Source organism: Microbacterium sp. 16-032 (assembly GCF_041079455.1).
Taxonomy (GTDB): domain Bacteria; phylum Actinomycetota; class Actinomycetes; order Actinomycetales; family Microbacteriaceae; genus Microbacterium; species Microbacterium testaceum_A.
The window spans coordinates 139,867-165,496 of record NZ_JBFYGQ010000001.1; the positions used below are offsets into that span (position 1 = coordinate 139,867).

Annotated in this window: 22 protein-coding genes; 7 read left to right on the forward strand and 15 right to left on the reverse strand. The window is 71.1% G+C overall.

Going from position 1 to position 25,630, the window contains the following annotated elements; translation table 11 throughout:
• Positions 1-1,005, forward strand: coding sequence for a sugar phosphate isomerase/epimerase (locus AB6V31_RS00555; protein ID WP_056224414.1), 1,005 nt, complete (start codon positions 1-3; stop codon positions 1,003-1,005).
• Between the two features lie 205 nt (positions 1,006-1,210).
• Here AB6V31_RS00555 and AB6V31_RS00560 read toward each other — a convergent pair whose 3' ends face one another.
• The 8 genes from AB6V31_RS00560 to AB6V31_RS00595 all read right to left on the reverse strand — a co-directional run bounded on the left by AB6V31_RS00560 (position 1,211) and on the right by AB6V31_RS00595 (position 10,385).
• The gene (locus AB6V31_RS00560) at positions 1,211-2,593 is read right to left on the reverse strand and encodes an alkaline phosphatase family protein (RefSeq protein ID WP_369363361.1); all 1,383 of its coding nucleotides are present in this window, start codon (positions 2,591-2,593) and stop codon (positions 1,211-1,213) included.
• Positions 2,590-3,753 (reverse strand): metabolite traffic protein EboE, encoded by a 1,164-nt coding sequence (eboE, locus tag AB6V31_RS00565; RefSeq protein ID WP_369363363.1) that lies wholly within the window; start codon positions 3,751-3,753, stop codon positions 2,590-2,592. Before eboE ends, AB6V31_RS00560 begins: the two co-directional genes overlap by 4 nt.
• Before the next feature lie 2 nt (positions 3,754-3,755).
• Entirely contained in the window at positions 3,756-4,640 is an 885-nt protein-coding gene (locus tag AB6V31_RS00570; RefSeq protein WP_074694745.1) for a TatD family hydrolase, read from the reverse strand.
• Between the two features lies 1 nt (position 4,641).
• The gene (locus AB6V31_RS00575; RefSeq protein ID WP_369363365.1) at positions 4,642-6,108 is read right to left on the reverse strand and encodes an EboA domain-containing protein; all 1,467 of its coding nucleotides are present in this window, start codon (positions 6,106-6,108) and stop codon (positions 4,642-4,644) included.
• Positions 6,105-6,971: an SCO3242 family prenyltransferase gene (locus AB6V31_RS00580; RefSeq protein ID WP_369363367.1), complete on the reverse strand. Its 867-nt coding sequence runs from the start codon at positions 6,969-6,971 to the stop codon at positions 6,105-6,107. The genes AB6V31_RS00575 and AB6V31_RS00580 overlap by 4 nt, the downstream gene beginning before the upstream one ends.
• Complete coding sequence (locus AB6V31_RS00585) at positions 6,968-8,167, reverse strand: inositol-3-phosphate synthase (protein ID WP_369363369.1); 1,200 nt, start codon at positions 8,165-8,167, stop codon at positions 6,968-6,970. Before AB6V31_RS00585 ends, AB6V31_RS00580 begins: the two co-directional genes overlap by 4 nt.
• 251 nt (positions 8,168-8,418) lie before the next feature.
• A complete protein-coding gene (locus AB6V31_RS00590; protein ID WP_369363371.1) occupies positions 8,419-9,390 on the reverse strand; it encodes an acetylxylan esterase in 972 nt (323 codons plus the stop codon).
• Entirely contained in the window at positions 9,387-10,385 is a 999-nt protein-coding gene (locus tag AB6V31_RS00595) for an acetylxylan esterase (RefSeq protein WP_369363373.1), read from the reverse strand. The genes AB6V31_RS00590 and AB6V31_RS00595 overlap by 4 nt, the downstream gene beginning before the upstream one ends.
• A 47-nt stretch (positions 10,386-10,432) precedes the next feature.
• Here AB6V31_RS00595 and AB6V31_RS00600 point away from each other — a divergent pair, with 47 nt between their 5' ends.
• Positions 10,433-11,227 (forward strand): DeoR/GlpR family DNA-binding transcription regulator, encoded by a 795-nt coding sequence (locus tag AB6V31_RS00600; protein ID WP_369363375.1) that lies wholly within the window; start codon positions 10,433-10,435, stop codon positions 11,225-11,227.
• A gap of 44 nt (positions 11,228-11,271) precedes the next feature.
• On the opposite strand, the gene AB6V31_RS00605 is transcribed toward AB6V31_RS00600, so the two are convergent.
• The 6 genes from AB6V31_RS00605 to AB6V31_RS00630 form a co-directional block, all read right to left on the reverse strand.
• Positions 11,272-12,165 carry a LacI family DNA-binding transcriptional regulator gene (locus tag AB6V31_RS00605; protein ID WP_056224430.1) on the reverse strand — a complete coding sequence of 298 codons (894 nt, stop codon included), beginning with the start codon at positions 12,163-12,165 and terminating at the stop codon, positions 11,272-11,274.
• A gap of 85 nt (positions 12,166-12,250) precedes the next feature.
• On the reverse strand, positions 12,251-14,494 hold the full coding sequence (locus AB6V31_RS00610; protein ID WP_369363377.1) for an FAD-dependent oxidoreductase: 2,244 nt from the start codon (positions 14,492-14,494) through the stop codon (positions 12,251-12,253).
• Positions 14,495-14,599: 105 nt separating this feature from the next.
• Positions 14,600-15,916, reverse strand: a complete 1,317-nt coding sequence (locus tag AB6V31_RS00615; protein ID WP_056224435.1) for an extracellular solute-binding protein — start codon at positions 15,914-15,916, stop codon at positions 14,600-14,602.
• A gap of 42 nt (positions 15,917-15,958) precedes the next feature.
• Entirely contained in the window at positions 15,959-16,891 is a 933-nt protein-coding gene (locus AB6V31_RS00620) for a carbohydrate ABC transporter permease (RefSeq protein WP_369363380.1), read from the reverse strand.
• Complete coding sequence (locus AB6V31_RS00625; protein ID WP_200914108.1) at positions 16,888-17,736, reverse strand: carbohydrate ABC transporter permease; 849 nt, start codon at positions 17,734-17,736, stop codon at positions 16,888-16,890. The genes AB6V31_RS00620 and AB6V31_RS00625 overlap by 4 nt, the downstream gene beginning before the upstream one ends.
• A 291-nt stretch (positions 17,737-18,027) precedes the next feature.
• A complete protein-coding gene (locus tag AB6V31_RS00630) occupies positions 18,028-18,876 on the reverse strand; it encodes an alpha/beta fold hydrolase (protein ID WP_369363382.1) in 849 nt (282 codons plus the stop codon).
• An 87-nt stretch (positions 18,877-18,963) separates the two neighbouring features.
• Here AB6V31_RS00630 and AB6V31_RS00635 point away from each other — a divergent pair, with 87 nt between their 5' ends.
• The 5 genes from AB6V31_RS00635 (at position 18,964) to AB6V31_RS00655 (ending at position 24,225) form a co-directional block, all read left to right on the forward strand.
• Complete coding sequence (locus AB6V31_RS00635) at positions 18,964-19,425, forward strand: MarR family winged helix-turn-helix transcriptional regulator (RefSeq protein ID WP_056224441.1); 462 nt, start codon at positions 18,964-18,966, stop codon at positions 19,423-19,425.
• A complete protein-coding gene (locus AB6V31_RS00640) occupies positions 19,422-20,795 on the forward strand; it encodes an MFS transporter (protein ID WP_369363385.1) in 1,374 nt (457 codons plus the stop codon). The genes AB6V31_RS00635 and AB6V31_RS00640 overlap by 4 nt, the downstream gene beginning before the upstream one ends.
• Positions 20,796-20,901: 106 nt before the next feature.
• On the forward strand, positions 20,902-22,503 hold the full coding sequence (locus tag AB6V31_RS00645) for an MFS transporter (RefSeq protein WP_369363387.1): 1,602 nt from the start codon (positions 20,902-20,904) through the stop codon (positions 22,501-22,503).
• Positions 22,504-22,634: 131 nt separating this feature from the next.
• Positions 22,635-23,225: a hypothetical protein gene (locus AB6V31_RS00650; protein WP_369363389.1), complete on the forward strand. Its 591-nt coding sequence runs from the start codon at positions 22,635-22,637 to the stop codon at positions 23,223-23,225.
• A 4-nt stretch (positions 23,226-23,229) separates the two neighbouring features.
• A complete protein-coding gene (locus tag AB6V31_RS00655) occupies positions 23,230-24,225 on the forward strand; it encodes a S24/S26 family peptidase (RefSeq protein ID WP_369363391.1) in 996 nt (331 codons plus the stop codon).
• Between the two features lie 105 nt (positions 24,226-24,330).
• On the opposite strand, the gene AB6V31_RS00660 is transcribed toward AB6V31_RS00655, so the two are convergent.
• Complete coding sequence (locus AB6V31_RS00660) at positions 24,331-25,587, reverse strand: alpha-hydroxy-acid oxidizing protein (protein WP_369363393.1); 1,257 nt, start codon at positions 25,585-25,587, stop codon at positions 24,331-24,333.
• Positions 25,588-25,630 lie beyond the last annotated feature (43 nt).

Below are 25,630 nucleotides of genomic sequence, written 5' to 3' on the forward strand. Positions count from 1 at the left end.
ATGACGCGACCGATCACCCTCTTCACCGGCCAGTGGGCCGACCTCCCCTTCGAGGAGGTGGCCCGTCTCGCCGGCGAGTGGGGCTACGACGGCCTCGAGATCGCCTGCTGGGGGGACCACCTCGACCCTTGGCGCTGGGACGACGAGGCCTACGTGCAGGGCAAGCTCGACGTGCTCGAGCGCAACGGCCTGAAGGTGTGGACCATCTCGAACCACCTCAAGGGCCAGGTCGTCTGCGACGACCCCATCGACCAGCGTCACCGCGACATCGTGTCAGACCGGGTGTGGGGCGACGGCGACCCCGAGGGCGTGCGTCAGCGCGCCGCCGAAGAGCTGAAGAACACCGCGCGCCTCGCCGCGAAGCTGGGCGTCAAGACGGTCACGGGCTTCACCGGCTCGAGCATCTGGAAGTACGTCGCGATGTTCCCGCCCGCCACCGAGCAGATGGTGGATGCCGGATACCAGGACTTCGCGGACCGTTGGAACCCGATCCTTGACGTGTTCGACGAGGTCGGCGTGCGTTTCGCCCACGAGGTGCACCCCTCCGAGATCGCCTACGACTACTGGACGACCCAGCGGGCTCTCGAGGCCATCGGGCACCGCGAGGCGTTCGGGTTGAACTGGGATCCCTCGCACATGGTGTGGCAGGACATCGATCCGGTCGCGTTCCTGTGGGACTTCCAGGACAAGATCTTCCACGTGCACTGCAAGGACACGAAGAAGCGTCTCGGCAACGGCCGCAACGGACGCCTGTCGTCGCACCTGCCATGGGCCGACCCGCGCCGCGGGTGGGACTTCATCTCGACCGGGCACGGCGATGTGCCGTGGGAGGACGCCTTCCGCATGCTCAACGCCATCGGCTACGACGGGCCGCTGTCGGTCGAGTGGGAGGACGCGGGCATGGACCGCCTGGTCGGAGCGCCCGAGGCGCTCGGATTCGTGCGGAAGCTGTCGTCGTACGAGCCCTCCGGGGCGGCGTTCGACGCGGCGTTCAGCCAGCGCTGATCCGGGGGGGATCGGTCGGAAGCGAAAAGAAGGGCCGGATGCCGAGGCATCCGGCCCTTCCGTCTGCCCGGGCGGGGCCTGAGGGGGGCGCCGAAGCGCCCTTGCTCCCCGCGACACGACGCAGGAGATCCGCCCCGGCGACACCGCCTCTGGCGGGCGCGGGACGGGGCTCGAGTCCGAGACTCCTGCGTTGTGTCCCGCCGGGTCAGACCCCCAGGCCGCGCAGCACCAGGTCGCGGACGCCCGCGGCGGGCAGCGACTCGGCGTCGGGCAGCAGGCCGGCGTCGCTCGACACGAGCATCGGTCCGTCGCGCCGCGTCGACGACAGGCGTCCGTGCGTCCCGCGGACGCACGAGGGGTCGAGCGGCACCGTGCTCATCGCGTAGCGCAGGCCCAGCTTCTTCTTCACGAGGTTCGCGCCTGCCTTGGCCTTGGCGAGACGGTCGGCGGGGTCGAAGAACAGCTCGGCGGGGTCGTATCCGGGCTTGCGGTGGATGTCGACGCCCCGCGCGTACTCCGGGGCGCGCTCGTCGTCGAGCCAGAAGTAGTAGGTGAACCAGGCGCCGGGCTCGGCCACCACCACCAGTTCGCCGGAGCGCTCGTGGTCCAGGCCGTACCGCGCCTGCGCGTCGCGGTCGAGAACCTCGTCGACACCCTCGAGTCCGCGCAGCAGCGCCGTCACGCGGGGGAGGTCGGCGGCATCCGGAACGTACACGTGAGCGACCTGATGGTCGGCCACGGCGAACGCGCGCGAGGTCCACGGGTCGAGTTGTTCGCGGCCGTCCTGCACGTACACCTCGAGCAGTCCCTCGCGGCGCAGGGCGCGGTTGACGTCGACGGGGCACGAGGCCTGTTCGATGCCGTACTCCGACACCGCGACGACGCTGTACCCGCGGTCGAGCGCATCGGTCAGCAGGGGCGCGATCGCGTCGTCGAGCTCGCGCGCCGCGCGCTCGGCTTCGGGGCCGTTCGGGCCGAAGCGTTGAAGGTCGTAGTCGAGATGCGGCAGGTACGCCATCGCCAGGTCGGGCGCCGGACCCCACCGCTCGGTGATCACGCCGCGCGTCGCCTCGGCGAGCCACGCGCTGCTCTGGATCGTCGCGGTCGGGCCCCAGTACTGGAACAGGGGGAACTCGCCCAGCGCCCCGACCAGCTGGTCGTGCAGGGCCGCGGGTCGGACGTACGCGTCGGGGCTCTTGCGCCCGTCAGCGTGGTAGATCGGGCGCGGGGTCACGGTGATGTCGGTCGTCGCCCCCATCGCGAACCACCAGCCGAGGTTGGCCGTGGTCAGCTCGGGGCGCGAGCGCCGCGCGGTCTCCCACACCTTCTCTCCGGCGACGAGCTTGTTGTGCTGGCGCCACAGGAGAGGGTCGCCGAGGCCGCGGAAGTGCCAACCGTTGCCGACGATCCCGTGCTCGCGCGGCATCGTGCCGGTGAGCATGGTCGACTGCACGCTGCACGTGACGGCCGGGAGGATCGTGTCGAGCCCCAGGTGCCCACCGGCGCGGGCGAGCGCGGTGAGTCGGGGCATCGCGGCGAGTGCGCGCGGGGTGAGCCCCACGATGTCCAGCAGCAGGACCTTGCTCATACCAGGCTCCTTTCGTCGATTCGGGATGCCAGCACCCCGGCGACAGCGCGCGGCAGGTGCGCGTGCGCCCAGCGCAGTTCGGCCGCGATCCCGCCGACGAGCGTTTCGGGCTGCAGTTCGTCGGGCAGCACCGACCAGGTGTAGGTCTCGACGTCGAGGTGGGCGTCACCGCCGCCGGGGGTCTCGACGACCGCGTCGACCGCGGCGAGCAGCACCTCGGTCGTGGCGCGGAGGGGGGCTGCGGGACGCGCGTGCAGGGGGATGTGGACGTGCACGCGCCAGGCACGGTCCGTCGGCCACGGCGCGGCGGCCTCGAGCACCTCGGGCAGGTCATCGGCGGAGCGTCGACCCCCGGCCTCGCGCACCTGGTGGACGTAGCGTTCCTCGGCGAAGGGCCGCAGCGCGTCCACCGTGCGGGGGTCGGCGGGGTCGGGCACCTCGAGCGCGACCGAGGCCTGCACCTTCACGACGCGGATGCCGGCGGCGGCGGCCTCGGCGACCGCTCCGGCGGGGTCGGCGAACGACACCGCGAGGTGGCAGGTGTCCAGGCACAGCCCGAGACGGCCCTCGGCGGTCAGGTGCGGGCGGGCGCCGAGCCAGGCCACCACGTCGGCGACGTCGTCGAGGATGCAGCCCGGCTCGGGTTCGATCGCCACGCGGACGGTCCGGCCCGTCCGTCGCTCCAGCGCGTCGAGGCCCTCCACGAGTCCGGCGAGGTGCTCCTCCGCGGCGCGGTCGGCCGCGGCATCCCACCCCTCCCTCCATCCCAGCGGGAGCGTCGAGATGCTGCCCTCGGCCCCGGTGGGAAGAAGCGCCGCGAGGGCGCGCGCGCAGTCGAGCGTGTACTCCAGGCGCTCGCGCGTGGTCCAGTCGGGGCGGTACACCGCGAGCTTCACGACGTCGTCGTGGAACCCGCGGTACGGGAAGGCGTTGACCGTGCGCAGCTCCAGCCCGTTTCGCGCGAGGGCGTCGGCGAGGACACCCCGGGCCCGCGGGTCGTCAGCGAGGAGGGATGCCACGCCCACCGGCATCCACAGTCCGACGCCGAGCCGCTCGAGGCCCGCCGCCCGCCGGACGGGGCCCGCGTGCTCGTCGAGCTGGCGGACGATGCCGGGCAGGTCTTCGGCGGGGTGGACGTTCGTGCAGTACGACAGCTCCACCCTCACGCCCCCTGGCGCGATGCCATACCGCGCAGCACGGAGTTGCCGGCGAACAGCTCGGGCCCCTGGCTCGCGGGAGCGAAGCCGTCGATCGGGTCGGTGTTCACGCGCCCGCTCTGCGCGTAGAAGTCGCGCGGGTTGCGCCACAGGATCCGGTCGACGTCGTCGTCGCTGAACCCGGCGTCGAGCATCGCCAGACCCGTCTTCGCCGTCTTGAGCGGGTCGGAGCGACCCCAGTCGGCCGCGGAGTTCACGATGACGCGGTCGAGCCCGATGCGCTGCATGATGGCGACGACGCGCTGCTCGTCCATCTTGGTGTCGGGGTAGATCGAGAAGCCCATCCAGGCGCCGCTGTCGGCGACCGCGTCGACGCAGGTCTCGTTGAGGTGGTCGACGAGCACGCGCTCCATCGCGATGCCGGACTCGGCCACCACGTCGAGCGTGCGCCGGGTGCCCACAGTCTTGTCGCGATGCGGGGTGTGGACGAGTACGGGGAGGTCGAACTCGATGCCGAGCGCGAGGTGTTGGCGCAGGATCTCGTCTTCTTCGGGGGTCATCGAGTCGTAGCCGGTCTCACCGACCGCGACGACCCCGTCCTTGGCGAGGTACGTCGGCAGCTCGGCCATGACCTCGCGGCAGCGCGCGTCGTTCGCCTCTTTCGGGTTGAGCGCGATCGTGCAGTGGTGGCGGATGCCGAACTGCGCCGCGCGGAACCTCTCCCACCCGATCAGCGCGTCGAAGTAGTCGAGGAATGACCCCACGCTCGTGCGCGGCTGGCCGAGCCAGAACGCCGGCTCCACCAGGGCGCGCACGCCCGCGTCGTACATGGCCTCGTAGTCGTCGGTGGTGCGGGCGGACATGTGGATGTGGGGGTCGAAGATGCGCATGTCAGGCCCTTTCGCGAGCACGGAGGAAGGAGAGGTCGTCGGGCACGGATCGGCCGGCGGCACGACGCTCGGCGGCGAAGCGCTCCGCCATCGCGGCGAGCTCGTCGTCGGCGCGGGCGTCGAGGGCGTCGACGACCGAGAGGGGGATGCCGAGGAACACGCACTTCAGCACGCCGTGACGCCACGCGTGGTCGTCGAGGTGATCGGCGGCGAAGCGCCCGAGGGCGGCGGCGACCAGTCGCGTGTCGTTGGCGCGGAGGGCGTCCGCGACGAGCTCCAGACCGGCCTCGCGCCAGGCGGCGGTGGGCGCGATGATCGCGTCGAGGCCGCGCAGCACCCCGCGGCGCTCGGCGTCGTCGCCGCGGCGGTACAGCGCGACCACCACGGCCGGGTCGGCCCCGCTGTCGGCCAGGGCCGCGATGAGAGCGGCGCGGGCGACGTCGTCGGCGGTGGGGGCGAACGGCGCGGCCGAGCGGGGGTCCCGCCCCACCTCGCGACCCGCCGCGGCGAACAGGCGCGCGGCGCGGGCGGCATCCGCGCGCACCTGCTCGACGGCGAGGGCGGTCCAGGGGTGGAGGGGCCGACCGTCCCCGGAGGACGAGGTTTCGACCGCGCTCCGCGTCGGGGCGATGACCGAGCGCTCCCCCGCCGCGACCAGCGCCGCCATGCTCGACGCCGCGAGCTCGGGGGCCGCGTGCGCGTGCCGCGGCAACTCCACCGCGATCACGCCGCGGTAGTCGATTTCGCGCAGCGTCGAGAGGGCGGCATCCAGGTCGAGCTCGCCCTCCCCGAACGGAAGGTGCTCGTGCGCGGTGGGGAGCATGTCGTCGGCCTGCACGTTGCGCAGCAAGGGGCCCGCCGCTCGCAGAGCACCCACCACCCCGTCGGGCTCGACCACCACGCAGTGACCGAGGTCGACCGTGAGGCCGAGGTTCGCGGGGTGGCCGAGCCGGGCGCGGAGCGCGAGGGCGTCGGCCACGGTCTCGACCAGCATCCCCGGCTCGGGCTCGAGAGCAAGGGTGACGCCGGCGTCGGCGGCGAACGCGGCGAGCTCGACGAGACGTTCCTCGAGCAGCACGCGCGCCTGATCGGTCGAGACGTCGTCGGGCACGACCCCGCTCCACAGCGAGACGCACTCGGCATCCAGGATCGCGGCGATCTCGACCGCCCGCCGTAGGAAGGCCATGCGCGACGCGGCGTCGCGGTCGACGAGGGTCGGCCGGTGCTTGCGCAGGGGGTCGAGCAGGTAGCGTGCGCCCGTCTCGACGACCACCCGCAGCCCCCGGCGGCGGAGGTCCGCAGCGAGCGCCTCACTCTGCTCGCGCCAGTCGGGGGCGAAGGGGTCGAGGTGGGGGTGGCCGAGGGTGAGGGCGACGGCGCCGTACCCGTGATGCTGCAGCACGTCGAGGGCGGAGGGCAGCGGGTGGTCGGTGAAACCGTTGGTGCCGTATCCCCAGGTCCAGCTCATGTGATGTCTCCCGTCGAACGGCGGCGGCCGAGCACGCGGCCGAGGGTCTCGATGCCCAGCAGGGCCGCGGTCGCCACCGGCGAGCCCGCCCGGGCGGCGAGGGCGGACTGCAGGGGCACGACGGCGCGGATGCCCGCCCGGGTGGCGTCCCGTGCCTGAGCCGCCCCGGGATCACGAGCGACCGCCAGCTGGCCGGGCAGGATCGCGGCGAGGTAGCGCGCTCCCCCGAGCACGGCGGCGGAGCGGTTCGAGCGTCCGAGGAGACCGGATGCCGCCACGGCGACGCTCGTGGCCACGGCGACGCGACCGGTGGTCGCCGTCGACCCGTCGACCTCGCCCCGCGAGATCGCGGTGACGGCGACCGTGTGGGCGGCGACCGCACCCGCGGGGACCAGGGCCGAGCGCCACCCCGGCCCGGCCGCACCCATCATCACGTCGAGCCCGCGGCAGACGGCCATGACGACCGGACCGGCCGCCGTCGGCTTGAACACGGTGTCGTAGGCCCACAGCGCTCCGGCGAGCGCGACCGACACCAGACCCGAGCGGCGACCGGCGGCGAACGCCGCGCCCACCCCGAGGGCGGTGAGACCGACGCCTACCGCGAGCGCGCGGTCGCGGCTGATCCGCCCCGAGGGGATGGGGCGCTCGGGGCGCTCGAGCGCATCGAGGTCGGCATCCGCCCAGTCGTTCAGCGCCATCCCGGCGCTGTACAGGCAGACCGACGCGGCCGCGAGCGCGCCGACGCGCAGGGGACCGTCGCCGCCCGGCCCGCGCGCGCTCAACGCCCCGACGAGAGCGTCGCCGAGGACGGTGAGCGAGGCGGGGGCGCGGACGAGGTCGAGGTGGTCCGCGACCCGGGTCACGGTGCGGCGACCCGGGCTGCCGCGACGGCGGCGGCGGTCTCGTGCACCCACGAGACGAACTGGGCGGTCTGCTCGCCGAAGCCGTGGACGTCGCTCCCCCACGGATCCTTGAAGAAGCAGCCGAGGGCGGTGACCACACCCGCGTGGCCCGCGCGGGTCGCGAGAGACAGCGCTCGGACGAGGTCGATGACCAGGGGCGCCGCGAGAGCGGAGTCGTAGGCGCTCCACGTGGTCTGCAGCGTGACGCGACTGCCGAGGAAGCCGGTCGCGCTGACGTGGTCCCACGCGGTCTTCACGTCGCCGAGGTCGGGCACGTTGTCGATGTGCAGCGGGGTGACGACGTCGTCGCCGACGAGAGCGTGCAGACCGCGGTTCTTCGACACCAGCTTGGAGCGGACGGCCTCGGGGTCGGCCAGGGTCGCGCCGTCGCCGCCGCCGAGGAGGTTGGTGCCGGCCCAGGACTGCACCCGGAACCCGCGGGCGGCGAACATCGGCGCCAGCACCGTCCGCAGCAGCGTCTCGCCGGTCTTGCCGTCCTGCCCCGCGTACGCGATGCCCGCACGTTCGGCGCGCTCGCGCAGGACGGGGAGGTTGAGGGATGCCGAGGGGGTGAAGGCGGCGTAGGCGGCTCCGGCCGCGATGGCGGCGAGGGCGGCGCGCGAGCTGGGCGGAAGGACCCGCACACCCGGGGTCGTCAGGGCCGCCTGCAGGAGGGCGTCGTCTTCGAATCCGGGGTGGTACGGGGGAAGGGGCTCGGTGGACGAGACGTCGATGACGACGACCTCGCGCAGGTCGTGACGGTCGCGGAAGTCGGCGATGTCGGCCGCGAGCAGGTCGATCTCGTCCTGCTGGGTCGCCGTCATCGTGGGGACGGGGCGGAGGTTCTGCTCGGTCTCGCGCAGGCGCTCGGCCACCGCGCCGACGAGGGCCACGGGGAACATCCCGCCGGCGGCGAGCTGACGCGCGCGTTCCTCGAGCGGGGTCGACGAGATGTCGTGTCCGCCGACGACGATGTCGGCGATCGCGGGGAACTCGTCGACGCGCACCGCGTCGGTCTCGGTCGTGAGGCCGACGGGCGTCGCGACGCCCAGGGCGAGGGCGTGGATGCCGAGGGTGGCCGTGGTCGCGAGCGAGCCGCGAGCGCCGATGAACCAGGCGCCGACGTCGGCGGTGCGGCGGGTGTCCGAAGTGTTCACGCGGGGGTCCGTTCTTCGTTGAGGGACGTCGAATACCGGGTACGCACGACGGCACGACTCCGTGGGGGCGGAGCCGTTCGAGAGGGGCGCTCCGAGGGGGATGGAGGGCGACCCGGGGTGGTGGGGGACTCGTCGTCGAGGTGTCCTGGTCCTTCCGACAGTAGTGCGGCTTTTGCGGTAAGGCAACCAAAAGCTGTCGGAATGAGGAGCAATATTCGTCGACGGCTCGACGAGAGGGAAGGACGCCCCGCTCAGCCGCGCGCGGCGAGAGCCCGCAGCACCTCGAGCTGGTGCACCGGGCCTCCTCCTTCGTGTCCGTTCCACGGGTAGACGCGAATGCTCTTCTCGCCCACGTAATGGTTGTACGCCGCATAGACGGTCGACGGAGGGCACACGGCATCGCGCAGTCCCACCGAGAAGAGGGCGGGAACCCTCGCTCGCGCGGCGAAGTTGACGCCGTCGAGGTACGAGAGAGAACGGAACACCGCCTCTTCCTCGCCGCGCCGAGTCTGCAGGTACGCGATGATCTCGCTGTAGGGGGCGGCGTCGGTAATGGCGACCGCCCGACGCATCGCGCTGAGGAATGGGAAGTCGATCGCGGCGAACCTGAGCCCCTCGCTCAACGCCGCTGCGGCGAGCGCGATGCCCCCGCCCTGGCTCCCGCCCCACACGCTGACGCGCGTCGCATCGATCGCCGGGTGCGAGCGGACCGCATCGATCGCGAGCACCGCATCGCAAAAGACACGGCGGTAGTAGGAGCGGGAAGGATCGTCGAGCCCTTCGGTCACGCGACCGGCGACATGCGGCGCTCCGCCCACGGGGTCGGAGGTCGCCCCGGGCAGCGCGCCGCTGCTCTGCCCCCGCGTGTCCATGACCATCACCGCGAACCCCGCGGAGGGCAGCAGCGTGTGCTGGTGGGCGAGGCCGCGACCGGAGTTGTAGCCGATGTACTGCACGACGCACGGCAGACGCCCCAAAGCCCCGCGCGGGCGCAGGAGCCAGCCGCGCACCGCGTGTCCCGCGAACCCCGCGAAGACGACATCGTCGACCTCGACACCGGTCACACCGGTGTCGTCGGTGTCGAGCGGGGTGAAGCGCGCGGGCCACGACGCCGCCCTTGCCTCGCCGAGCGTCTCGGCCCAGAAGGCGTCGAAGTCGGCGGGCTCCTCTCGCGGCGGGCGGAAGGCCTCGAGGTCGGCGAGCGGCAGGTCGAACTGGGTCACGGGTTCTCCTTCTCCGCGGACGCTCGCGAGAGCACCCGGTCGATGTGCGCGTGGGTCGCGGCGAATGCCCGCGAGCGGACGGCGTCGAGTCCGCGGTACTCGCGGTGGCCGTAGGGCTGCACGTCGAGCTCCAGTTCGGCACCCGTCGCCTCGTCGATCGCGTTGGCGACGGCGAACTGCCCGGGCGGGGGAACGTGACGGTCGCGTAAGGCGCATTCCACGCGCACCGGCACGCGGACGAAGGTCGCCGCCGTGGACGCATCGAAGAAGCGCAGGACCTCGCGCGCCGCAGGGTGGGCTCCGACGTGAGCCCGCACACGCTCGCCGCTGCCTTCGCACGGCAGGCGCAGGCGCAGGTCGTACTGGCCGAAACTCGGCACGATGAGCGTCGCCCCCACGAAACGGTCATCCCACGGAAGAGCGAGCGCCCCGATCCCGCCGCCGAAGCTCTCGCCCACGTAGTACAGCGGAATCGGTCCGGCCAGAGCTCTCAGCGCCGATCCGGCATGCCAGAGATCGACGGCGCATCGGCCGAGGACGTACTCGTCGACGGAGTGGATGCCGTGGAGCACGTGCCCGTCGGCGGGCGTCGGTGCGCCGAGCCCGGCGTTGAGCGACCCTTGTCCCCGGGCGACGGGGAAGAAGACCGCCGCATCGTCCGGGACGCGGTCGAAGTCGGGAGCCTCGCGCCCGCCGTAGCCGTGACCGTGGACGATCCCCACCCGCGGCGGCATCCCGCCCACCGCCGTCGCGAACCACCCGCGAACGCGCAGACCGTCGGCGACGGTGTGATCGACGAGGAAGAGCGACCGCCCGTCCGCGGGCCCGAGAGGTGTCATCCTCGGATCGGGGTCGACCTCGGCTGCCGCCGCCGCCCAGGCTTCCCAGCGCTCGGCGAAACCGACGGGCGGAGCGACCGGGGGCACCGCGCGAAGGGCCGGCAGCTCGAAGCCGTAATCGCCCTCCCCCGCGGGATCGGCGATGACGCCGTTCACGAGCGGGCCGCCGTGGAAGACTGGAGGCCCGAACGAGAGGAGCGATCGTGCTCGCCGCCGAACGCCGATCCCGCCTCCTGGCCGAGGTTCGCCGACAGGGAGCCGCCGCGGTCCCCGATCTGGCCGAGACCCTCGGCGTCAGCGAGATGACCATCCGGCGCGATCTCGACGTGCTGGCGGCCGACGGCCGCGTCGACAAGGTGCGCGGGGGCGCTCGCACGCCGCAGCCCGGAGTCGCGGCATCCCGTGACTTCGCCACGCAGTCCCGCCGCAACGGAGACGGCAAGAGGGCCATCGCCCGCCGCGCGGCCGAGCTCGTCGAGCCGGGCATGTCGGTGGGACTGAGCGGAGGCTCCACGACGTGGGCTCTCGCGCGCGAGCTCCGCGGCATCGACGACCTGACGATCGTGACGAACTCCCTGCCCGTCGCCGACGTGTTCGCCCGCCCCGACAGAGCGGACGAGCCCTACACGCAGACGGTGGTGCTCACCGGCGGCGTCCGCACTCCCGCCGACGCACTGGTCGGTCCGGTCGCCGTCGCGTCCCTCGAGCATCTGCACTGCGACATCGTCTTCCTCGGTGTGCGCGGCCTGGACCTCACAGCGGGGCTGACGACCTCGAACCTGCTCGAGGCCGAGACCAACCGCGCCCTCGTCGCGGCGGGGGGCCGAGCGGTCGCCCTCGCCGACCACACGAAATGGGGAGCCGTGGGACTCACCACCATCGTGGATCTGCACGAGGTCGACCTGGTGGTCACCGACGAGGGACTCGCGCCCGACGCCGAAGAGACGCTGCGCGCGCACGTCACCGAGCTGTGGGTGGCCGCCCACGGCGACGACTGAGACCCGCCCGCCCCCGCGCGGGGAACGGACGGCGAGAGCCGGGCTCACCGCGCGGTACTCGCTCGCGCGATCACCGTGGCATCCACCACGATGTGTCGCACCGGAACGTCCGCGCCGGGCCGAGCCGCCATCTGACGCTCGAGCTCGGTGAACGCCGCTTCGACGATCCCGTGATCGTCGGGCGCCACCGACGAGAGCGCAGGGACCGAGAACTGCGCGGCGTGCACGTTGTCGATGCCGATCACCGCGACGTCGCTCGGCACCGCCCGCCCGCGCTCGTGCAGAGCCGCGAGCACGCCGAAAGCGACGGAGTCGTTGGAGCACACCACGCCGTCGTATGCGACGCCCGAGGAGTGAAGTCGGCCCAGCGCCGCCGCGCCCTCCTCGGAGGTGAACGCATCGACCGAGACGATGAGCTCCGGGTCGTCGGCCAGGCCCAGGCGCGACACGGCGTCGCGGTACCCGGCGAAACGCTGGTCGGCGGCATCCGAGGGGCGTGACACGCGAGGTCCGAGGAACGCGACCCGGCGGCACCCGGCGTCGGCGAGATGCGCGGTCGCCAGGTCAGCCGTGCGGCGGTTGTCGATCGAGACGTGCGTGAAAGGGCTGACCGCGATGTGCTCACCGAGGAGCACGAGCGGTCCCGGATCCGTACGCCGGGTGAGGTCCCCGACCGTCAGAGAACGCGGGATGTGGATGAGGCCGTCGGTCTCGGGGAGCCCCACCCCGTTCGCGACGTCGATCTCCCGCTGATGGTCGCCCTCGGTCTGCTGGATGAGGATCGACAACCCGCGCGCCTCGGCGCCGCGCGCCAGCAGGGTCGTGAGCTCGGCGAAGTAGGGCTCCTCGAGATTGGGCACGGCGAGCGCGATGATCCCGGTGCGCTGTCGGCGCGAGAGCGGCGAGATCCGCCGCGTGGCCGAAGGCGTGTCGGTCATGGCGGGACTCCTCGTCGAGGACCGGGCGGCGCTCGCGCGCACCGCCGAGCGGTCTGTTCTGGGGGCTACGGTATCGCGCGGCATGTCACTCCTGGACACGGAAGGCCACGATGCGGGCCTCCGGAGCGCCGTGGGTCGCCGTCACGACCACGCGGGCGGCATTGATCGCGCCCATTCCGGGACGAAGCGGGTGGCTGCGCCGGCGGCGACGGTTGTCCGCCACGGTCGCGACCTCGGTCCACTCCTCGGACCCGGCCACCTGGATCTCGACCCGGTACGTGTCGACGAGCGAGGGCATCACGAGGTGCGGATCGCGGTGATGGTGAAGGGTGTTCAGCTCGATGTCGGGGTCGTCGTCGAAGACCAGCACGATCTCGCGCGCGACGACGGGCCGGTCCCAATCGAGCCGCAGCCACGCCTCTGCCTCGGTCAACGGTGCCGAGGCCCACAGGTTCGGTCCGCCGAAGGGGCGCTGGTATCCACCGACCGCGCGTTCCGGTGCCAACGCCTCCGATGCGGTGGGAACGCGGAACTGGACCGACCGCCCCCGCAGCGGCTTCGTCGGCCACTGCACCAGCAGCTCGTCGAGGCTCACCTGCACGTTCTGATCGTCGGCGTCCGAGGTGTGCACCAGAGTCAGAACGCCGGGGGGCAGCTCGTCCGTCACGAAGAGGGTGACCCCGGTCTGAGCGCGGACGACGATGACGGCGTTCGCCGGAGTCTCGGGTTCCCAGCGCACGGGAGCGTGCACCCACCTCGCTTCTCCCGCGGCCACGGTCACCGTGACGGCATGCTCGAGGCGTTCGGGCACGACGTTCTGCGCGAGCCCCGTCGACCACACCTCGACCGCGAGGTCCACGTCCTGCTCGGCGGCGACACGCACCTCGAATCCGTCGAGACGCGGGTGAACGGGAACGACGACTCCGACATCGTCGGTGAGCGGATGCGGACGGGCGACCGCGGTGTCGCTCGGGCCGAGTCCCGCCCGCACGCCCGAAGCCGAGACGCGGGCGGAGAGGGAGAGGTTCGCCGGATCGGCATCGACGACGCCGATCAGCGGGGCGTCCTGACGCAGCAGGAGCTGACGGAGCTCCTCGCGGTGGTTCTCGTACAGCCCTCGCGGGGTCGTGCGACGGGCGAGGCCGAGGGATGCCGCGGTCCCGGCCGCCTCGCCCATCGCCGCACAGGTGGCCATCACGCGCGCGGCCCCGAAGGCGATGTGCGTGGCGGAGATGTCGCGCCCGGCCATCAGGAGGTTCTCGACGTCTGCGGAGTAGAGCGAGCGGAACGGAATCTCGAAGACCCCGTTCGAGAAGCGTTGGACGGCGCCCGCACCGGTCGCGTACATGCCCTCCTTCGGGTGGAGGTCGATCGACCAGCCGCCGAAGGCCACGCCGTCGTCGAATCGCGTCTGTTCGATCACGTCGCGCTGGTGCAGCGTGTAGTCGCCGACGAGGCGGCGGTACTCGCGCTTGCCGGGCACGTTGCCGATCCACTCGAGATCGAGGTTCTCGGCGTCGAACTCGCCCGAGTTCTTGATGTGGTCCCAGATGCCCAGAATCACCGAGCGCAGCTCGTCGCGGATGCGCTCGTTGTCGTGGACGATGTCGAGCTCACCGCCCCACTCGATCCACCAATAGTGCGCACCGCTGTCGCCGCTGCGGATGATGCGCGATGACGGGATCGGGGTCTCGAGGATCGACTTCGCCGAGGCGGGGGCGACGAAGCGCACCGGGTGCCCCACGTCCTTCGTGTAGAACAGCAGCGTCGAGCCGAGAAAAGTGCGCTCGGCCTCTTCCGGCGCCCAGTCCTCGTCGAACTCTCCGCGCGATTCCTTGCCGAGCCGCGCCCGCGCCCCGGCGAGGTGACCGACGAGTCCATCACCGGTGCAGTCGAGGAAGACCGGGGCGACGAAGCGCGTCTCGGTCTCGGCTCCCATGGTCCACCCCGTCACCGACTCGATGCGACGCGCCCCCTCGGGGCCGGTGGCGACCACGTCGCGGACATCGGTGTTCAGGTACAGCGAGATGTTCGGCTCGGCGCGCACGGCATCCAGCACGACGTCGTCCCAGTGGATGGGGTTCCCGTCGGGATTGCGGTACTGGTTCTCGAGGTACAGCTCACCGATGATCCCGTTCTCGCGGGCCCAGCGTTGATTGCCGTGCGCGGTCGCCCCGCACACCCAGACCCGGACCTCCGACGAGGAGTTCCCGCCCAGCACCGGTCGGTTGTTGATGAGGGCGACGCGTCGGTCGAGCCGGGCGGCGGCGATGGCGGCGGCGACTCCGGAGAGCCCACCGCCGACGACGACCACGTCGTAGTCGGCCATGTGTGAACGCATACTGCGGGTGTCCTTCCTGGGGACGCGGGGGCGTCCGGCTTGCGAGCGGGGCGAGCGGGGGGCGGCGCCCGGTTGCGAGGCGCCGCCCCCGCGTCAACCGACCAGCTTCTGCGCGGCCTCACCGGCCTGCTTCATGGCGTCCTTCGGCGAGGCGGACCCGATCAGGACGGCCTGCACGCGATCGGCGATCGCCGACTCGATCTGCGAGTACGCGGTGAACTTCCACAGCGGGTTCGAGCTCGCTGTCGCGGTGATGCGCTCGCTGAACTGGGCGCCGAAAGCGTCGGAGGCGACCTCCGACGACGACAGCGCCTCGGTCGTCGCGGGCGGCAGACCGCGCATCGCGTAGTCGGCGAGGATCGCGTCGAGGTCGCTCGTGGCGTACTGGGCGAAGTCGCCCGCGGTCGCAGCACCGGTGCCGTTGACGACCGCGATCGCGCCGCCCCAGACGAGGGCGCGCGGGGTCTCGCCCTTCTTCAGCACGGGACGCGACACCGGCGCGAGTTTGGTGGCGAGGTTCGCATCCGGCGACTCCTTGGTGACCGCTCCGCGGCCCACCGGGGCGTCGTCGTACATCGCGGCACGTCCCTGGGCGAACAGGCTGCGGGCGTCGAAGCGGTCGACGTCGGCGGCGATGAGGCCCTGGTCGTAGAGGCCCTTGTACCAGGTGACGGCCTCGACGCTGGCGTCGTCGCCGATCGTGATGGTGTCGCCGTCGACGAGCGGGCTGCCGAAGGTCTGCATCCAGATGAGGATGTCCTTCAGCTGCGCGGCCTTGGTCGACGCGGCGTAGGGGATGAGTCCCCCGCCGAGGCCCTTCAGTGAGACGAGGGCCTTCTCGAACTCGTCGACCGTGGTCGGGAACGCGTCGGCCGACAGGCCCGCCTTGCCGAGGGTCTCGGAGTTGGCGATCAGGCCGATCGCGCCGATGGTCCACGGCAGGGCGTACTGCACGCCGTCGAACGTGGCCGCCTGCAGAGCCGACGAAGTGTATCCGCGGCCGGATGCCAACGCCGAGACGTCCTGCAGCTTTCCGGTGGCCGCGAGACTGCCGAGCCACGCGACGTCGACGTGCGCGGCGCCGGTGAACTGCCCGCCGGTCACCTGGAGCATGAGCTGGTTGATGTACTCGTTGTACGGGAACGCGGTGCGCTTGACCGCGACGCCCTTGGCCTTCTCGTACGACGAGAGCGTGCCTTCGAGCGCCGGCTTGGCGGACTCCTCGGTGAGGGACCAGGAAGCGAACGCGAAATCGGTGGGGTCGGCGCCGTTCAGTCCCGCCGCGCCGGCGGCGGGGCCGCTGCTTCCGGTGGGGACGCATCCGGCGAGCGCTGCGGCCGCGGCACCGATGCCGAGGAACTGCAGCGCGCGACGGCGCGTGATGAGCGGGTTGGGCAGAGACGTAGACATAGGTGTCCTCCTTGACAGGGCGAGCAGAGAGAGAAGTCGGGGTCAGCCCTTGACGGCGCCGGCCGTCATACCGCTGACCAGGTACCGCTGCAGCAGCATGAACGCCACGGCCACGGGGAGCGACACCACGAGCGATGCCGCCATGAGTTCAGGCCAGGCGGTGGCCGCCTCGCCGACGTAGGTGTTGACGAGTCCGGGCGGGAGCGTCTGCTTGTCGGGACCGGCGAGCTTCAGGGCGAAGATGAAGTCGTTCCAGCCGCGGACGAAGGCGAAGAGTCCGGCGGCGACGAGCCCCGGGGCCGCCAGCGGCAGCACGATCGAGTGGATGGTGCGCAGCCGCGAGGCGCCGTCGACGCGGGCGGCCTCGATGAGCTCATCGGGGATGGTGTCGAAGAAGCCCTTCAGCATCCAGACGCACAGCGGCAGCGTGAAGGTCGTGAACGACAGCACGAGAGCGGTGTAGGTGTTGAGCAGGCCGTAGGCGCTGAACACGCTGTAGAGGGTGACCAGCAACAGGGCCTGCGGGAACATCTGCGAAGCCAGCACGAAGTACATCAGCTGCCGGCGACCGCGGTAGCGGAACTTCGAGAACGAGTAGCCCATGTAGGCCGACACGATCACCGAGAGCAGGGCCGTGATGACGGAGACGATCACGCTGTTCTGCAGGTAGGTGAACAGCTGCGGGTTGGAGGTCAGCGAGATGTAGGCGTCGAAGGTGATCTCGGTGGGGAACAGCTTCGGCGGGTACGAGAACACCTGATCGCGAGGGGTGAGCGAGGTCGCGAGCAGCCAGTAGACCGGCAGCAGGGCGAACCCGCCGCACACGATCAGCGCGGCCCATGACGCGAGGCGCACTCCCGGACGATCGGAGCGCAGGCCTGAGCTCTGGCGTCGGCGGCGACGCGCGGGAGCGTCGACGACGACGGGCGGGGCCTCGGGGGCAGGGGCGACGGTGGGGAGGGCGGTGCTGGTCATCGCTTCTCACTCCTCTCGGAGAATCGGACGTAGACGACGACGAGCGCCATCAGCAGGACGAGCCACAGCAGGCCGAGCGCGCCGGCGCGGCCGAGGTCGAAGCCGTGGAAGGCGGTCTCGTACACCGAGGTGGCGAAGGTCTCGGTGGAGCCGGCGGGGCCGCCGCCGGTGAGCACGTAGATGATGTCGAAGTGCTGGAAGTTCCAGATGAACTCCAGCAGCAGCACCAGGCCGATGATCCCGCCGATCTGCGGGACGGTGATCGAGAAGAAGCGGCGGACCGTTCCCGCGCCGTCCATCTCGGCGGCTTCGTGCAGCTCTCGCGGCACGGTCTGCAGGCCCGCGAGGAGCATGACCATCATCCAGGGGAAGGACTGCCAGGTCTTCGCGACGATCACGGCGAACATCGCGGTTCCGGGCTGCGCGAGCCAGGCCTGCGGTGAGACCCCGAGCGGTTCGAGGATCGCGTTCATGACGCCGTAGTTGGCGTTGAAGATCCACATCCACAGGAACGACACCACGACGCCGGGCACGAGCCAGGGGATGAGCATCAGGCCGCGGAACACCTTCGATCCACGGATCTGCGTGTTCAGCGCGAGCGCGAGGGCGAAGCCGATCACGAAGGGGGCGATGGTCGTGCCCAGGGTGAAGACGAGCGTCTGTCCGAGCAGACGCAGGAAGTCGTCCTCCAGCACGTCGACGATGTTCTGGAAGCCGACGAACTCGCGCCCGGGCAGCACGAGGCTCTGCGTGAAGAACGCGGTGACCAGCGCCGAGACAAGGGGGTATGCGACGACGACCGCCATGAGCGCCATACCCGGCACCACCAGCAGCACGGCGAACATCCCGTTTCCGAGCCGCTCGGGCCGACTGGCCCGACGTGAGCTTTTGTTTGTTTGTGTGATTTTTGGTGTGTCTAGAGTCGTCACGTCGATGTGCGCTTTCCTCGGCAATGAGGGACCAGGTGGCCCGATCGAGGCGGTTTATCCCGCTTTCGGCGACTTCAGCTTCGCCGGTCAGCGCGACGAGGTCAATTCGCGCGAGTAACGCTTAGATCACGACGTGTGAGTTAGTGAGTGTTCTTGTTATTTCACATGTTCGAACGAGTGCGCACGACGACGAACAGCCCCACGCGGTCAGACGCGAGACGGCAGCCGCTCGCCGAGCCAGGCCAGCAGATCGGCGCGCACCGCGGCCTGCTCGCGCTCGGCGAAGATCTCGTGCCGCGCCCCGGGATACACCAGGGTCGTCACGTCGGTCAGGCCCGACCGCCGCCGGTACGCGTCGGCGAGGCGGTGCACGCTGCGCGGACCGCCCACGGTGTCGTCGCGCCCCACCATCAGCAGCATCGGGACGTCGTGGCCGAGGTTGCGACCAGGTCGCCCCAGGAGCTTGAGCGTCTCGAGGGGGCCGAACAGCCGCGCGAGGGGCGTCAACGTCGTCAGGGGATCAGCGACGAAGTCGCGACCCACCTGTTCATCGCTCGAGAGCCACTGCATTCCGGAACCGCCGAGGTGCTTCCACGGCGCGTTCAGGTCACCCGCGTTCAACGACCCGGGCCAGCGCAGGGCCGAGCCGCTCAGCACGACCGCGTCATAGGCATCCGGATGCCGATCGAGCAGCATCTGCGCCAGGAACGAGCCCCACGAGTGTCCGAGCAGCACGAGCGGCAGGTCGGGGTGCTCCTCGCGGATGCGCTGCGAGAGGGTCCACACCGCGTCGCGGGCGGCGCCGAGACCGCCGGGGCCGAGACGCCCGAGCTTGGCGTGATCGCCTCCCCATTGCCCGAGCCCCGTGCGGCCGTGGCCGCGATGGTCGTCGGCGTAGACGGTGTAGCCCGCGCCGACGAGGGCCTCGATGAGGGCGCCGTAGCGGCCGGCGTGCTCGCCCACCCCGTGCAGCAGCTGCACGACGGCGCGGGGCTCGACCGCCTCGTACACGTCGTAGACGATGCGGATGCCGTAGGCGTCGTCGAACTCGGGCATGGGGGGAGTCTAGGGCGGCGGCCCCGTCGGCGACCGCGCCCGACCATTCCCTTAGCAAGGCTAATGAGCTACCCTGTCCAGAGGAACATGAATGATCGCGTCGACGAATCCCCCCTCACCGACCTGAGTTCTGACCACAGTGCGGCGGCGTCCGAGCTGCGGATGGCGACATTCCGGCTCGCGCGCCGCCTCCGGGCCCAGCGCGCCGTCGACACCATGAGCGACGGGCAGTTCGCCGTCCTCGCCGCCCTCACCGTTCACGGCGCTCACACACTCGGGCAGTTGGCCGACCGGGAGCGCGTCACGGCACCCTCGATGAACCGCACGGTGTCGCTCCTCGAGGAGGCGGGATACGTCTCGCGCATCCCCGACGAGATCGATCGCCGGCGCGTGACGATCGACCTCACCGACCTCGGGCGCCGCATCGTCGACGAAACGGTGCGCCGACGAGACGCCTTCGTCGAAGAGGCTCTCGCCGAGCTCTCCCCCGAAGAAAGACAGGTTCTCGCTCGAGCGACGACGATCATGAGGAAGGTGGCCGACAGATGAGCACGTCGATGTTCCGGTCGCTGTCGATCTTCAACTACCGCGTCTGGTTCATCGGAGCCCTCGTCTCCAACGTCGGCGCCTGGATGCAGTCCACGGCCCAGAACTGGGTCGTCCTCACCCAACTGACCGACAACGACGCCGCGGCCATGGGCGTCACGATGGCCCTGCAGTTCGCTCCCCCGCTCCTGCTGGTGAGCGTCACCGGGTGGGTCGCCGACCGCTTCGACCGCCGCAAGCTGATCATGTGCACGCAGAGTGCTCTACTGCTGTTGGCCGTGACACTCGGCGTCCTGCTGCTCAGCGGAGCGATGACCCTGCCGCTGATGTTCGGGTTCGCACTGGCCCTCGGCGTGGTCACGGCCTTCGACAACCCCGCGCGCCAGGCCTTCGTGTCCGACCTCGTGTCCCAAGAGAACGCGTCCAATGCCGTCGCGCTCAACGCCGCGTCCTTCAACATGGCCCGCCTGATCGGCCCGGCCGCCGCGGGCGTGATGATCGTGATCGTGGGCACCGGATGGGTGTTCCTCGTCAACGCGATCACCTTCGTCGCCATGCTGGCGGCGCTCTTCGTGATGCGGCCGCACGAACTGGTGGCGCGCCACCGCCGCGGCGGCCCGGCGCGACTGGCCGACGGCTTCCGCTACGTCGCCCGGCGACCCGACCTCGTCGTCATCTTCGTGATGGTGTTCCTGCTCGGGGCCTTCGGCATGAACTTCCCGATCTTCGCCTCGACGATGGCGCTCGAATTCGGCCGCGGTGCGGATGGCTTCGGACTCCTCAGCTCGTTCGTCGCCATCGGGTCGCTCGCGGGCGCGCTCCTCGCCGCGCGGCGGGAACGCGCCCGGATGCGGGTCGTAATCGTCGGGTCCGGCGGCTTCGCCGTGGCATCCGCTCTCTCCGTGTTCGCCCCCAGTTACGGGGCGTACGCGGCCACCCTGGTCTTGACGGGGTTCTGCGTGGTCACGACGCTCACGACGGCGAACGGGTACGTGCAGACGACGACCGATCCCGTCCTGCGCGGTCGGGTCCTGGCGTTGTACATGGCGATCCTCCTCGGAGGGACGCCCGTGGGCGCGCCGATCGTGGGCGCGGTGGCGGCGGAGTTCGGCCCGCGCGTGGCGATCGCCCTCGCCGCCGTCGTGGCGGTCATCGCGTGCGGCGTCGGTGCGACCTGGACGGCACTGTCGGGCCGCCTGCACCGACACGAGACGAAGCGATTCCGCCTCACGCTCGATGAGACGCGTCCGATCACCACGATCGCACCCGAACCCGAGGACTTCAGCGACGAGATCGCCGGAACCACGCCGATCCCGTTGCCCCCGGGCGAGCGCGCGCCGCGAGCGACGCCTCGCCCGCGTCACGGGGACTGAGGGCGAACACCCGATTCGAGAGCCCGCGCCCCGCGTTCGCCGGAGGCGGTCATGGTCGCGCGCGCAACCCCTCGCGTCGACGCATTTAGCTAGATAAGCTAGCGACATGAACGGAACACCGGCAGGGCGCCGCTGGGCGGGGCTCGTCTTCATCAGCATCGCCGTGTCGCTGATCATCGTCGACTCGACGATCGTCAACGTCGCCGTGCCCTCGATCGTCAAAGAGCTCGAGATCTCGTCGACCGAGGTGCAGTGGGTCCAAGAGGCCTACACCCTCGTCTTCGCATCCTTCCTGCTCGTCTTCGGCAGCCTCGCCGACCGGTTCGGGCGACGCCGGCTCATGCTGCTCGGCGTGATCATCTTCGCGGGCGCCTCGATCGCCGCGGCCACGGCCCCCACCGGAGGGCTGCTGATCCTGTCGCGCCTGGTCCAGGGAGTCGGCGGTGCGATGATCCTGCCGACGACCCTGTCGATCATCAACGCCACCTTCCGTGGCCGCGAGCGCGGCATCGCCTTCGCCGTCTGGGGCTCGACGATCGGCGGCATGGCGGCCGTCGGCCCCCTGCTCGGCGGCTGGCTGACCACAGCCTTCTCGTGGCGATGGGCCTTCGGGATCAACATCCCGCTCGGCGTCATCATCGTGATCGGCGTCGCCCTCACGGTCGCCGAATCGCGCAGCGATCGGGCCGAGCGCATCGACGGAGTCGGAGCCCTGCTCTCGGTGCTCACCATGGCCCCGCTCGTGTTCGGACTCATCGAGGGGCGCACCTACGGATGGTGGACGGTCGCGACCGCCCCCTCGATCGGCGACGGGAGCTGGCCGCTTCCGATCTCGCCCGTGCCGATCGCCTTCGCGGTGGCCGTGGTCGCCCTGGTCGCGTTCATCGCGTGGGGCCTTCGCCGCCAGCGTCACGGTCGCTCGACGCTCCTGGCCTTCGATCTGTTCCGGATCACCTCGTTCCGCAACGGCAACATCGCCGCGGCCGTCGTGTCTCTGGGTGAGTTCGGCATCATCCTCGCCCTCCCCCTCTGGCTGCAGTTCGTCGTGGGCTTCGACGCCCTGCAGACGGGCCTGCTGCTGCTCGCGCTGGCGATCGGGTCGTTCGTGGCCAGCGGGGTCGCGGGCGCCCTCAGCGGCAAGGTCGCTCCGGTCTGGATCGTGCGCGGCGGGCTTCTCGCCGAGATCATCGGCGTCGCCGGCGTCGCCTTCACCATCGGGCCGGATGCCGCCTGGGGCCCGCTCGTCCCCTTCCTCTTCGTGTACGGGCTCGGCGTGGGCCTGGCGACGGCGCAGCTCACGGGCGTGGTCCTGGCCGACGTCCCGCCGTCCGCGAGCGGCCAGGCCTCCGGCACCCAGTCGACGTCGCGACAGCTCGGAGCAGCGCTCGGCGTCGCCATCCTCGGCACCGTGCTGTTCTCGACCACGGCGGGGGTGTTGGCATCCACTCTCGACGATCGCGGCATCGACGCGGCCGAGCGCGATCAGGTGGTCTCGCAGGTGGTCGACAGCGCCGGAGCGGCGATCGCGGGCCTCGATGCGTCGTCTGAGACCCGGGATCTCGCGATCAACGCCCGCGCGGCGTTCAGCGACGGCACGAAAGCCGCTGCCTTCACCGCCGCCGCCTTCCTCACCCTGGGACTCGCCTCGACGCTGACGCTCGGGGCGGCCGCGCGTCGGCGCGAGGACAGCGAGGTGCGAACCGACTAGTCCATTCACTCGAATGGATGCCATATCCCCGGGGGGCCTGTCAAGCCGAAAGCCGCTGCGCGAAAGGACCCAGCCGCTCCCCTATCGTGCGGGTGTCTGATTCGCTTACTGATCTCGTGGGGAGATTCATCATGTCGAAATTCACACGCCGTTCCTCTCGCATCGCCACCGCGATCGCCGTACCCGCCGCCTTCATCGCGGCCGGGGTCCTGGTGTCGACGAGTTCGTACGCCGCCTTCTCCGACACCGCGTCGAACCAGCAGAACAGTTGGCGGGCGGGCACGGTCCAACTCGACGACGACGATGCCGGCCGTGCCTTGTTCACCGCGGGCAACGCCAAGCCCGGTGACGGCGAGACGAACTGCATCGCCGTCACCTCGACCGGAAGCCTGGCCTCGCAGGTGCGCCTGTACGCCGACGACGTGTCGGGCACCGCGGGCCTGGCCGACCACCTGATCCTCCGCGTCGAGCAGGGGTCCGGCGCGGGCTTCGGCACCTGCGATGGCTTCACCCCGCAGAGCACGGTGTTCGACGGCCGCCTTTCGGGCTTCACCGGCGCGCACTCGTCGTACGGTTCGGGCGCCGCCACCTGGAATCCGGCCGGAGGCGCGAGCGAGACGCGGACGTTCCGCATCACGTGGACGCTCGCCGACGACGCGCCGAACGCGGTCCAGGGCGGAACCGCCTCGACCTCGTTCGTCTGGGAAGCACAGAACAGCTGAGTCCGTGCGTTCCCGTCGCATCATCCTCGTCGCGGGGGTGGCGACGGCGCGGGCGGTCGTGACGCTGGTTCTGACGTTGGCGTTCTGGGCAGCGGCCCCGGCCGCCCTGGGGTGGATGCCCACCACCGTGATGACGGCGTCGATGTCGCCGGCCATCGAGGCGGGCGACATCGTGGTGTCGCGACCCGTTCCGCGGGAGGCCCTCCTCCCCGGACGGGTCGTGCTCGCGACCGATCCCGACCGGGGCGACCGCCTGCGCCTGCACCGCGTCGCCCAGATCAGCGCCGAGGGCGAACTCGTCACGAAGGGCGATGCCAACCCCGCCGCCGACTCGACCCCGCTGCACCCCGATGCCGTCCTCGGTGTCGGGGTGCTGCGGGTGCCCGTGATCGGGCTGCCGATCGTCTGGGTACGCACCGGCCAGGTCGCTCCGCTCGCGGTCATCGCGGCCGGATTCGCCCTCTGCCTCGCGCTCGCCCTCCGCCGCGGGGTCGACGACGGCCCCGACGAGCCGTCGCCACCCTCGGAGGGCGCCCCGCCGACCCGTCGGGCTGTGCGCGCGCGACCGACGAGGGCACGCCTGTTCCCCCGCGGCCTCGGTTTCGCGGTCGCCCTCGCGACGGCGGCGGTGGCCGTGAGCACCCCGGCCGCGGCCTCGTTCAGCGAGGAGTCCGCGGCATCCGGAACCGTCACCGCCGGCCGTGTCACCGGCCCGTCGGCGCTCGGCTGCGACAACGACGGCGGAGCGGTGGTGACCTGGGCGTACGAGGGGTGGGAGCCCCGCAGCTTCGACCTGCTGGTCGACGGACGCGTCGTGATCGCCGACATCCCCCCGTGGTTCCGGGCCGCGAGGGTGCCCGCCGACGGGTCGTACTCGCTGTTCCGCACAGATCGGGTGACCGTACGCACGAACGTGGGCGAACAGTGGTCGACGGAGTCGGACGAGGGCGTCGCCGTCGGCGGCGTGCTGTTCGGATTCGGACGGCCGTTCTGTCGGTGACGGGGGGCCTCGCCCTCGCAGATCTTCAGCGATCCGCACGACCTCAGCGGCATCCCGCCCTCTTCGGCTGAGGATGCGCGAATCACCGAGGGTGCGCAGCGGGCGTCACACCCGCGCGTCGACCGCCTGATCGGCCACCGGCACGAGCCGCGTGAGCTGTGTGACGTGGCGGGGCTCGAGCTCGTCGAGCGACGAGACGCCCAGCAGGGTCATCGTGCGCTCGATCTCGCTGCGCAGGATCGCGATCGTGCGGTCGACGCCCTGCCGCCCGCCGGCCATGAGGCCGTAGAGGTAGGCACGGCCGATGAGGGTGAACTTCGCGCCGAGGGCGATGGATGCCACGATGTCGGCGCCGTTCATGATGCCGGTGTCGACCATGACCGTGGCGTCCTTGCCGACCTCGCGCACGACCTTCGGCAGCAGGTGGAAGGGGATGGGCGCGCGGTCGAGCTGGCGCCCGCCGTGGTTGGAGAGCACGATGCCGTCGACACCCTGGTCGACCAAGCGTGCGGCATCCGTCACGTTCTGCACGCCCTTGACGACGATCTTGCCGGGCCACATGCCGCGGATCACGTCGAGGTCGTCGTAGCTGATCGTGGGGTCCATCGCGGCGTTCAGCAGCTCGCCGACGGTGCCGCCGGTGGTGCTGAGCGAGGCGAACTCGAGCTTGGGGGTGGTGAGGAAGTCGATCCACCACCAGGGGCGCGGGATCGCGTTGACGATCGTGCCGACCGTCAGCTGCGGCGGGATCGAGAAGCCGTTGCGCTTGTCGCGCAGGCGCGCGCCGGCGATGGGGGTGTCCACGGTGAACTGCAGGGTGTCGAAGCCCGCCTTCGCCGCGCGCTCGACGAGACCGTACGAGATCGAGCGGTCCTTCATGACGTAGAGCTGGAACCAATTGCGACCGACCGGGTTCGCGGCCTTCACGCCCTCGATCGAGGTGGTGCCGAGGGTCGAGAGCGTGAACGGGATGCCGGCGGCCGCGGCCGCGGAGGCACCGGCCGTTTCACCCTCGGTCTGCATGAGACGCGTGAAGCCCGTGGGCGCGATGCCGAAGGGCAGGGCCGAGGGACCGCCGAGGATCTGGCACGAGGTGTCGACGTCGGCGGCGGGGCGCAGGATGTCGGGGTGGAACTCGACGTCTTCGAACGCGCGGCGGGCGCGGTCGAGCGACAGTTCGCCATCGGCGGCGCCGTCGGTGTAGTCGAACGCGGCCTTGGGCGTGCGGCGCTTGGCGATCGTGCGCAGGTCCGCGATCGTGAGCGCGGCGTCGAGGCGGCGCTTGCGCGCGTCGAGCTCGGGCTTCTTGAACTGCATGAGCTCGAGGAGCTCGCCGACCTTCGGCAGCTGACGCTGAACCATGGGGACCCTCTCGTCAATGTGGTCAGACCACATCGTACGCGCG

Bases quoted from the DNA above. Each gene is read 5' to 3' on its own strand.
- AB6V31_RS00555 (WP_056224414.1), top strand. From the start codon at position 1: ATGACGCGACCGATCACCCTCTTCACCGGCCAGTGGGCCGACCTCCCC.
- AB6V31_RS00560 (WP_369363361.1), bottom strand. From the start codon at position 2,593: ATGAGCAAGGTCCTGCTGCTGGACATCGTGGGGCTCACCCCGCGCGCA.
- AB6V31_RS00570 (WP_074694745.1), bottom strand. From the start codon at position 4,640: ATGCGCATCTTCGACCCCCACATCCACATGTCCGCCCGCACCACCGAC.
- AB6V31_RS00575 (WP_369363365.1), bottom strand. From the start codon at position 6,108: ATGAGCTGGACCTGGGGATACGGCACCAACGGTTTCACCGACCACCCG.
- AB6V31_RS00605 (WP_056224430.1), bottom strand. From the start codon at position 12,165: ATGACCGACACGCCTTCGGCCACGCGGCGGATCTCGCCGCTCTCGCGC.
- AB6V31_RS00610 (WP_369363377.1), bottom strand. From the start codon at position 14,494: ATGGCCGACTACGACGTGGTCGTCGTCGGCGGTGGGCTCTCCGGAGTC.
- AB6V31_RS00615 (WP_056224435.1), bottom strand. From the start codon at position 15,916: ATGTCTACGTCTCTGCCCAACCCGCTCATCACGCGCCGTCGCGCGCTG.
- AB6V31_RS00620 (WP_369363380.1), bottom strand. From the start codon at position 16,891: ATGACCAGCACCGCCCTCCCCACCGTCGCCCCTGCCCCCGAGGCCCCG.
- AB6V31_RS00625 (WP_200914108.1), bottom strand. From the start codon at position 17,736: ATGTTCGCCGTGCTGCTGGTGGTGCCGGGTATGGCGCTCATGGCGGTC.
- AB6V31_RS00630 (WP_369363382.1), bottom strand. From the start codon at position 18,876: ATGCCCGAGTTCGACGACGCCTACGGCATCCGCATCGTCTACGACGTG.
- AB6V31_RS00635 (WP_056224441.1), top strand. From the start codon at position 18,964: ATGAATGATCGCGTCGACGAATCCCCCCTCACCGACCTGAGTTCTGAC.
- AB6V31_RS00640 (WP_369363385.1), top strand. From the start codon at position 19,422: ATGAGCACGTCGATGTTCCGGTCGCTGTCGATCTTCAACTACCGCGTC.
- AB6V31_RS00645 (WP_369363387.1), top strand. From the start codon at position 20,902: ATGAACGGAACACCGGCAGGGCGCCGCTGGGCGGGGCTCGTCTTCATC.
- AB6V31_RS00650 (WP_369363389.1), top strand. From the start codon at position 22,635: ATGTCGAAATTCACACGCCGTTCCTCTCGCATCGCCACCGCGATCGCC.
- AB6V31_RS00660 (WP_369363393.1), bottom strand. From the start codon at position 25,587: ATGGTTCAGCGTCAGCTGCCGAAGGTCGGCGAGCTCCTCGAGCTCATG.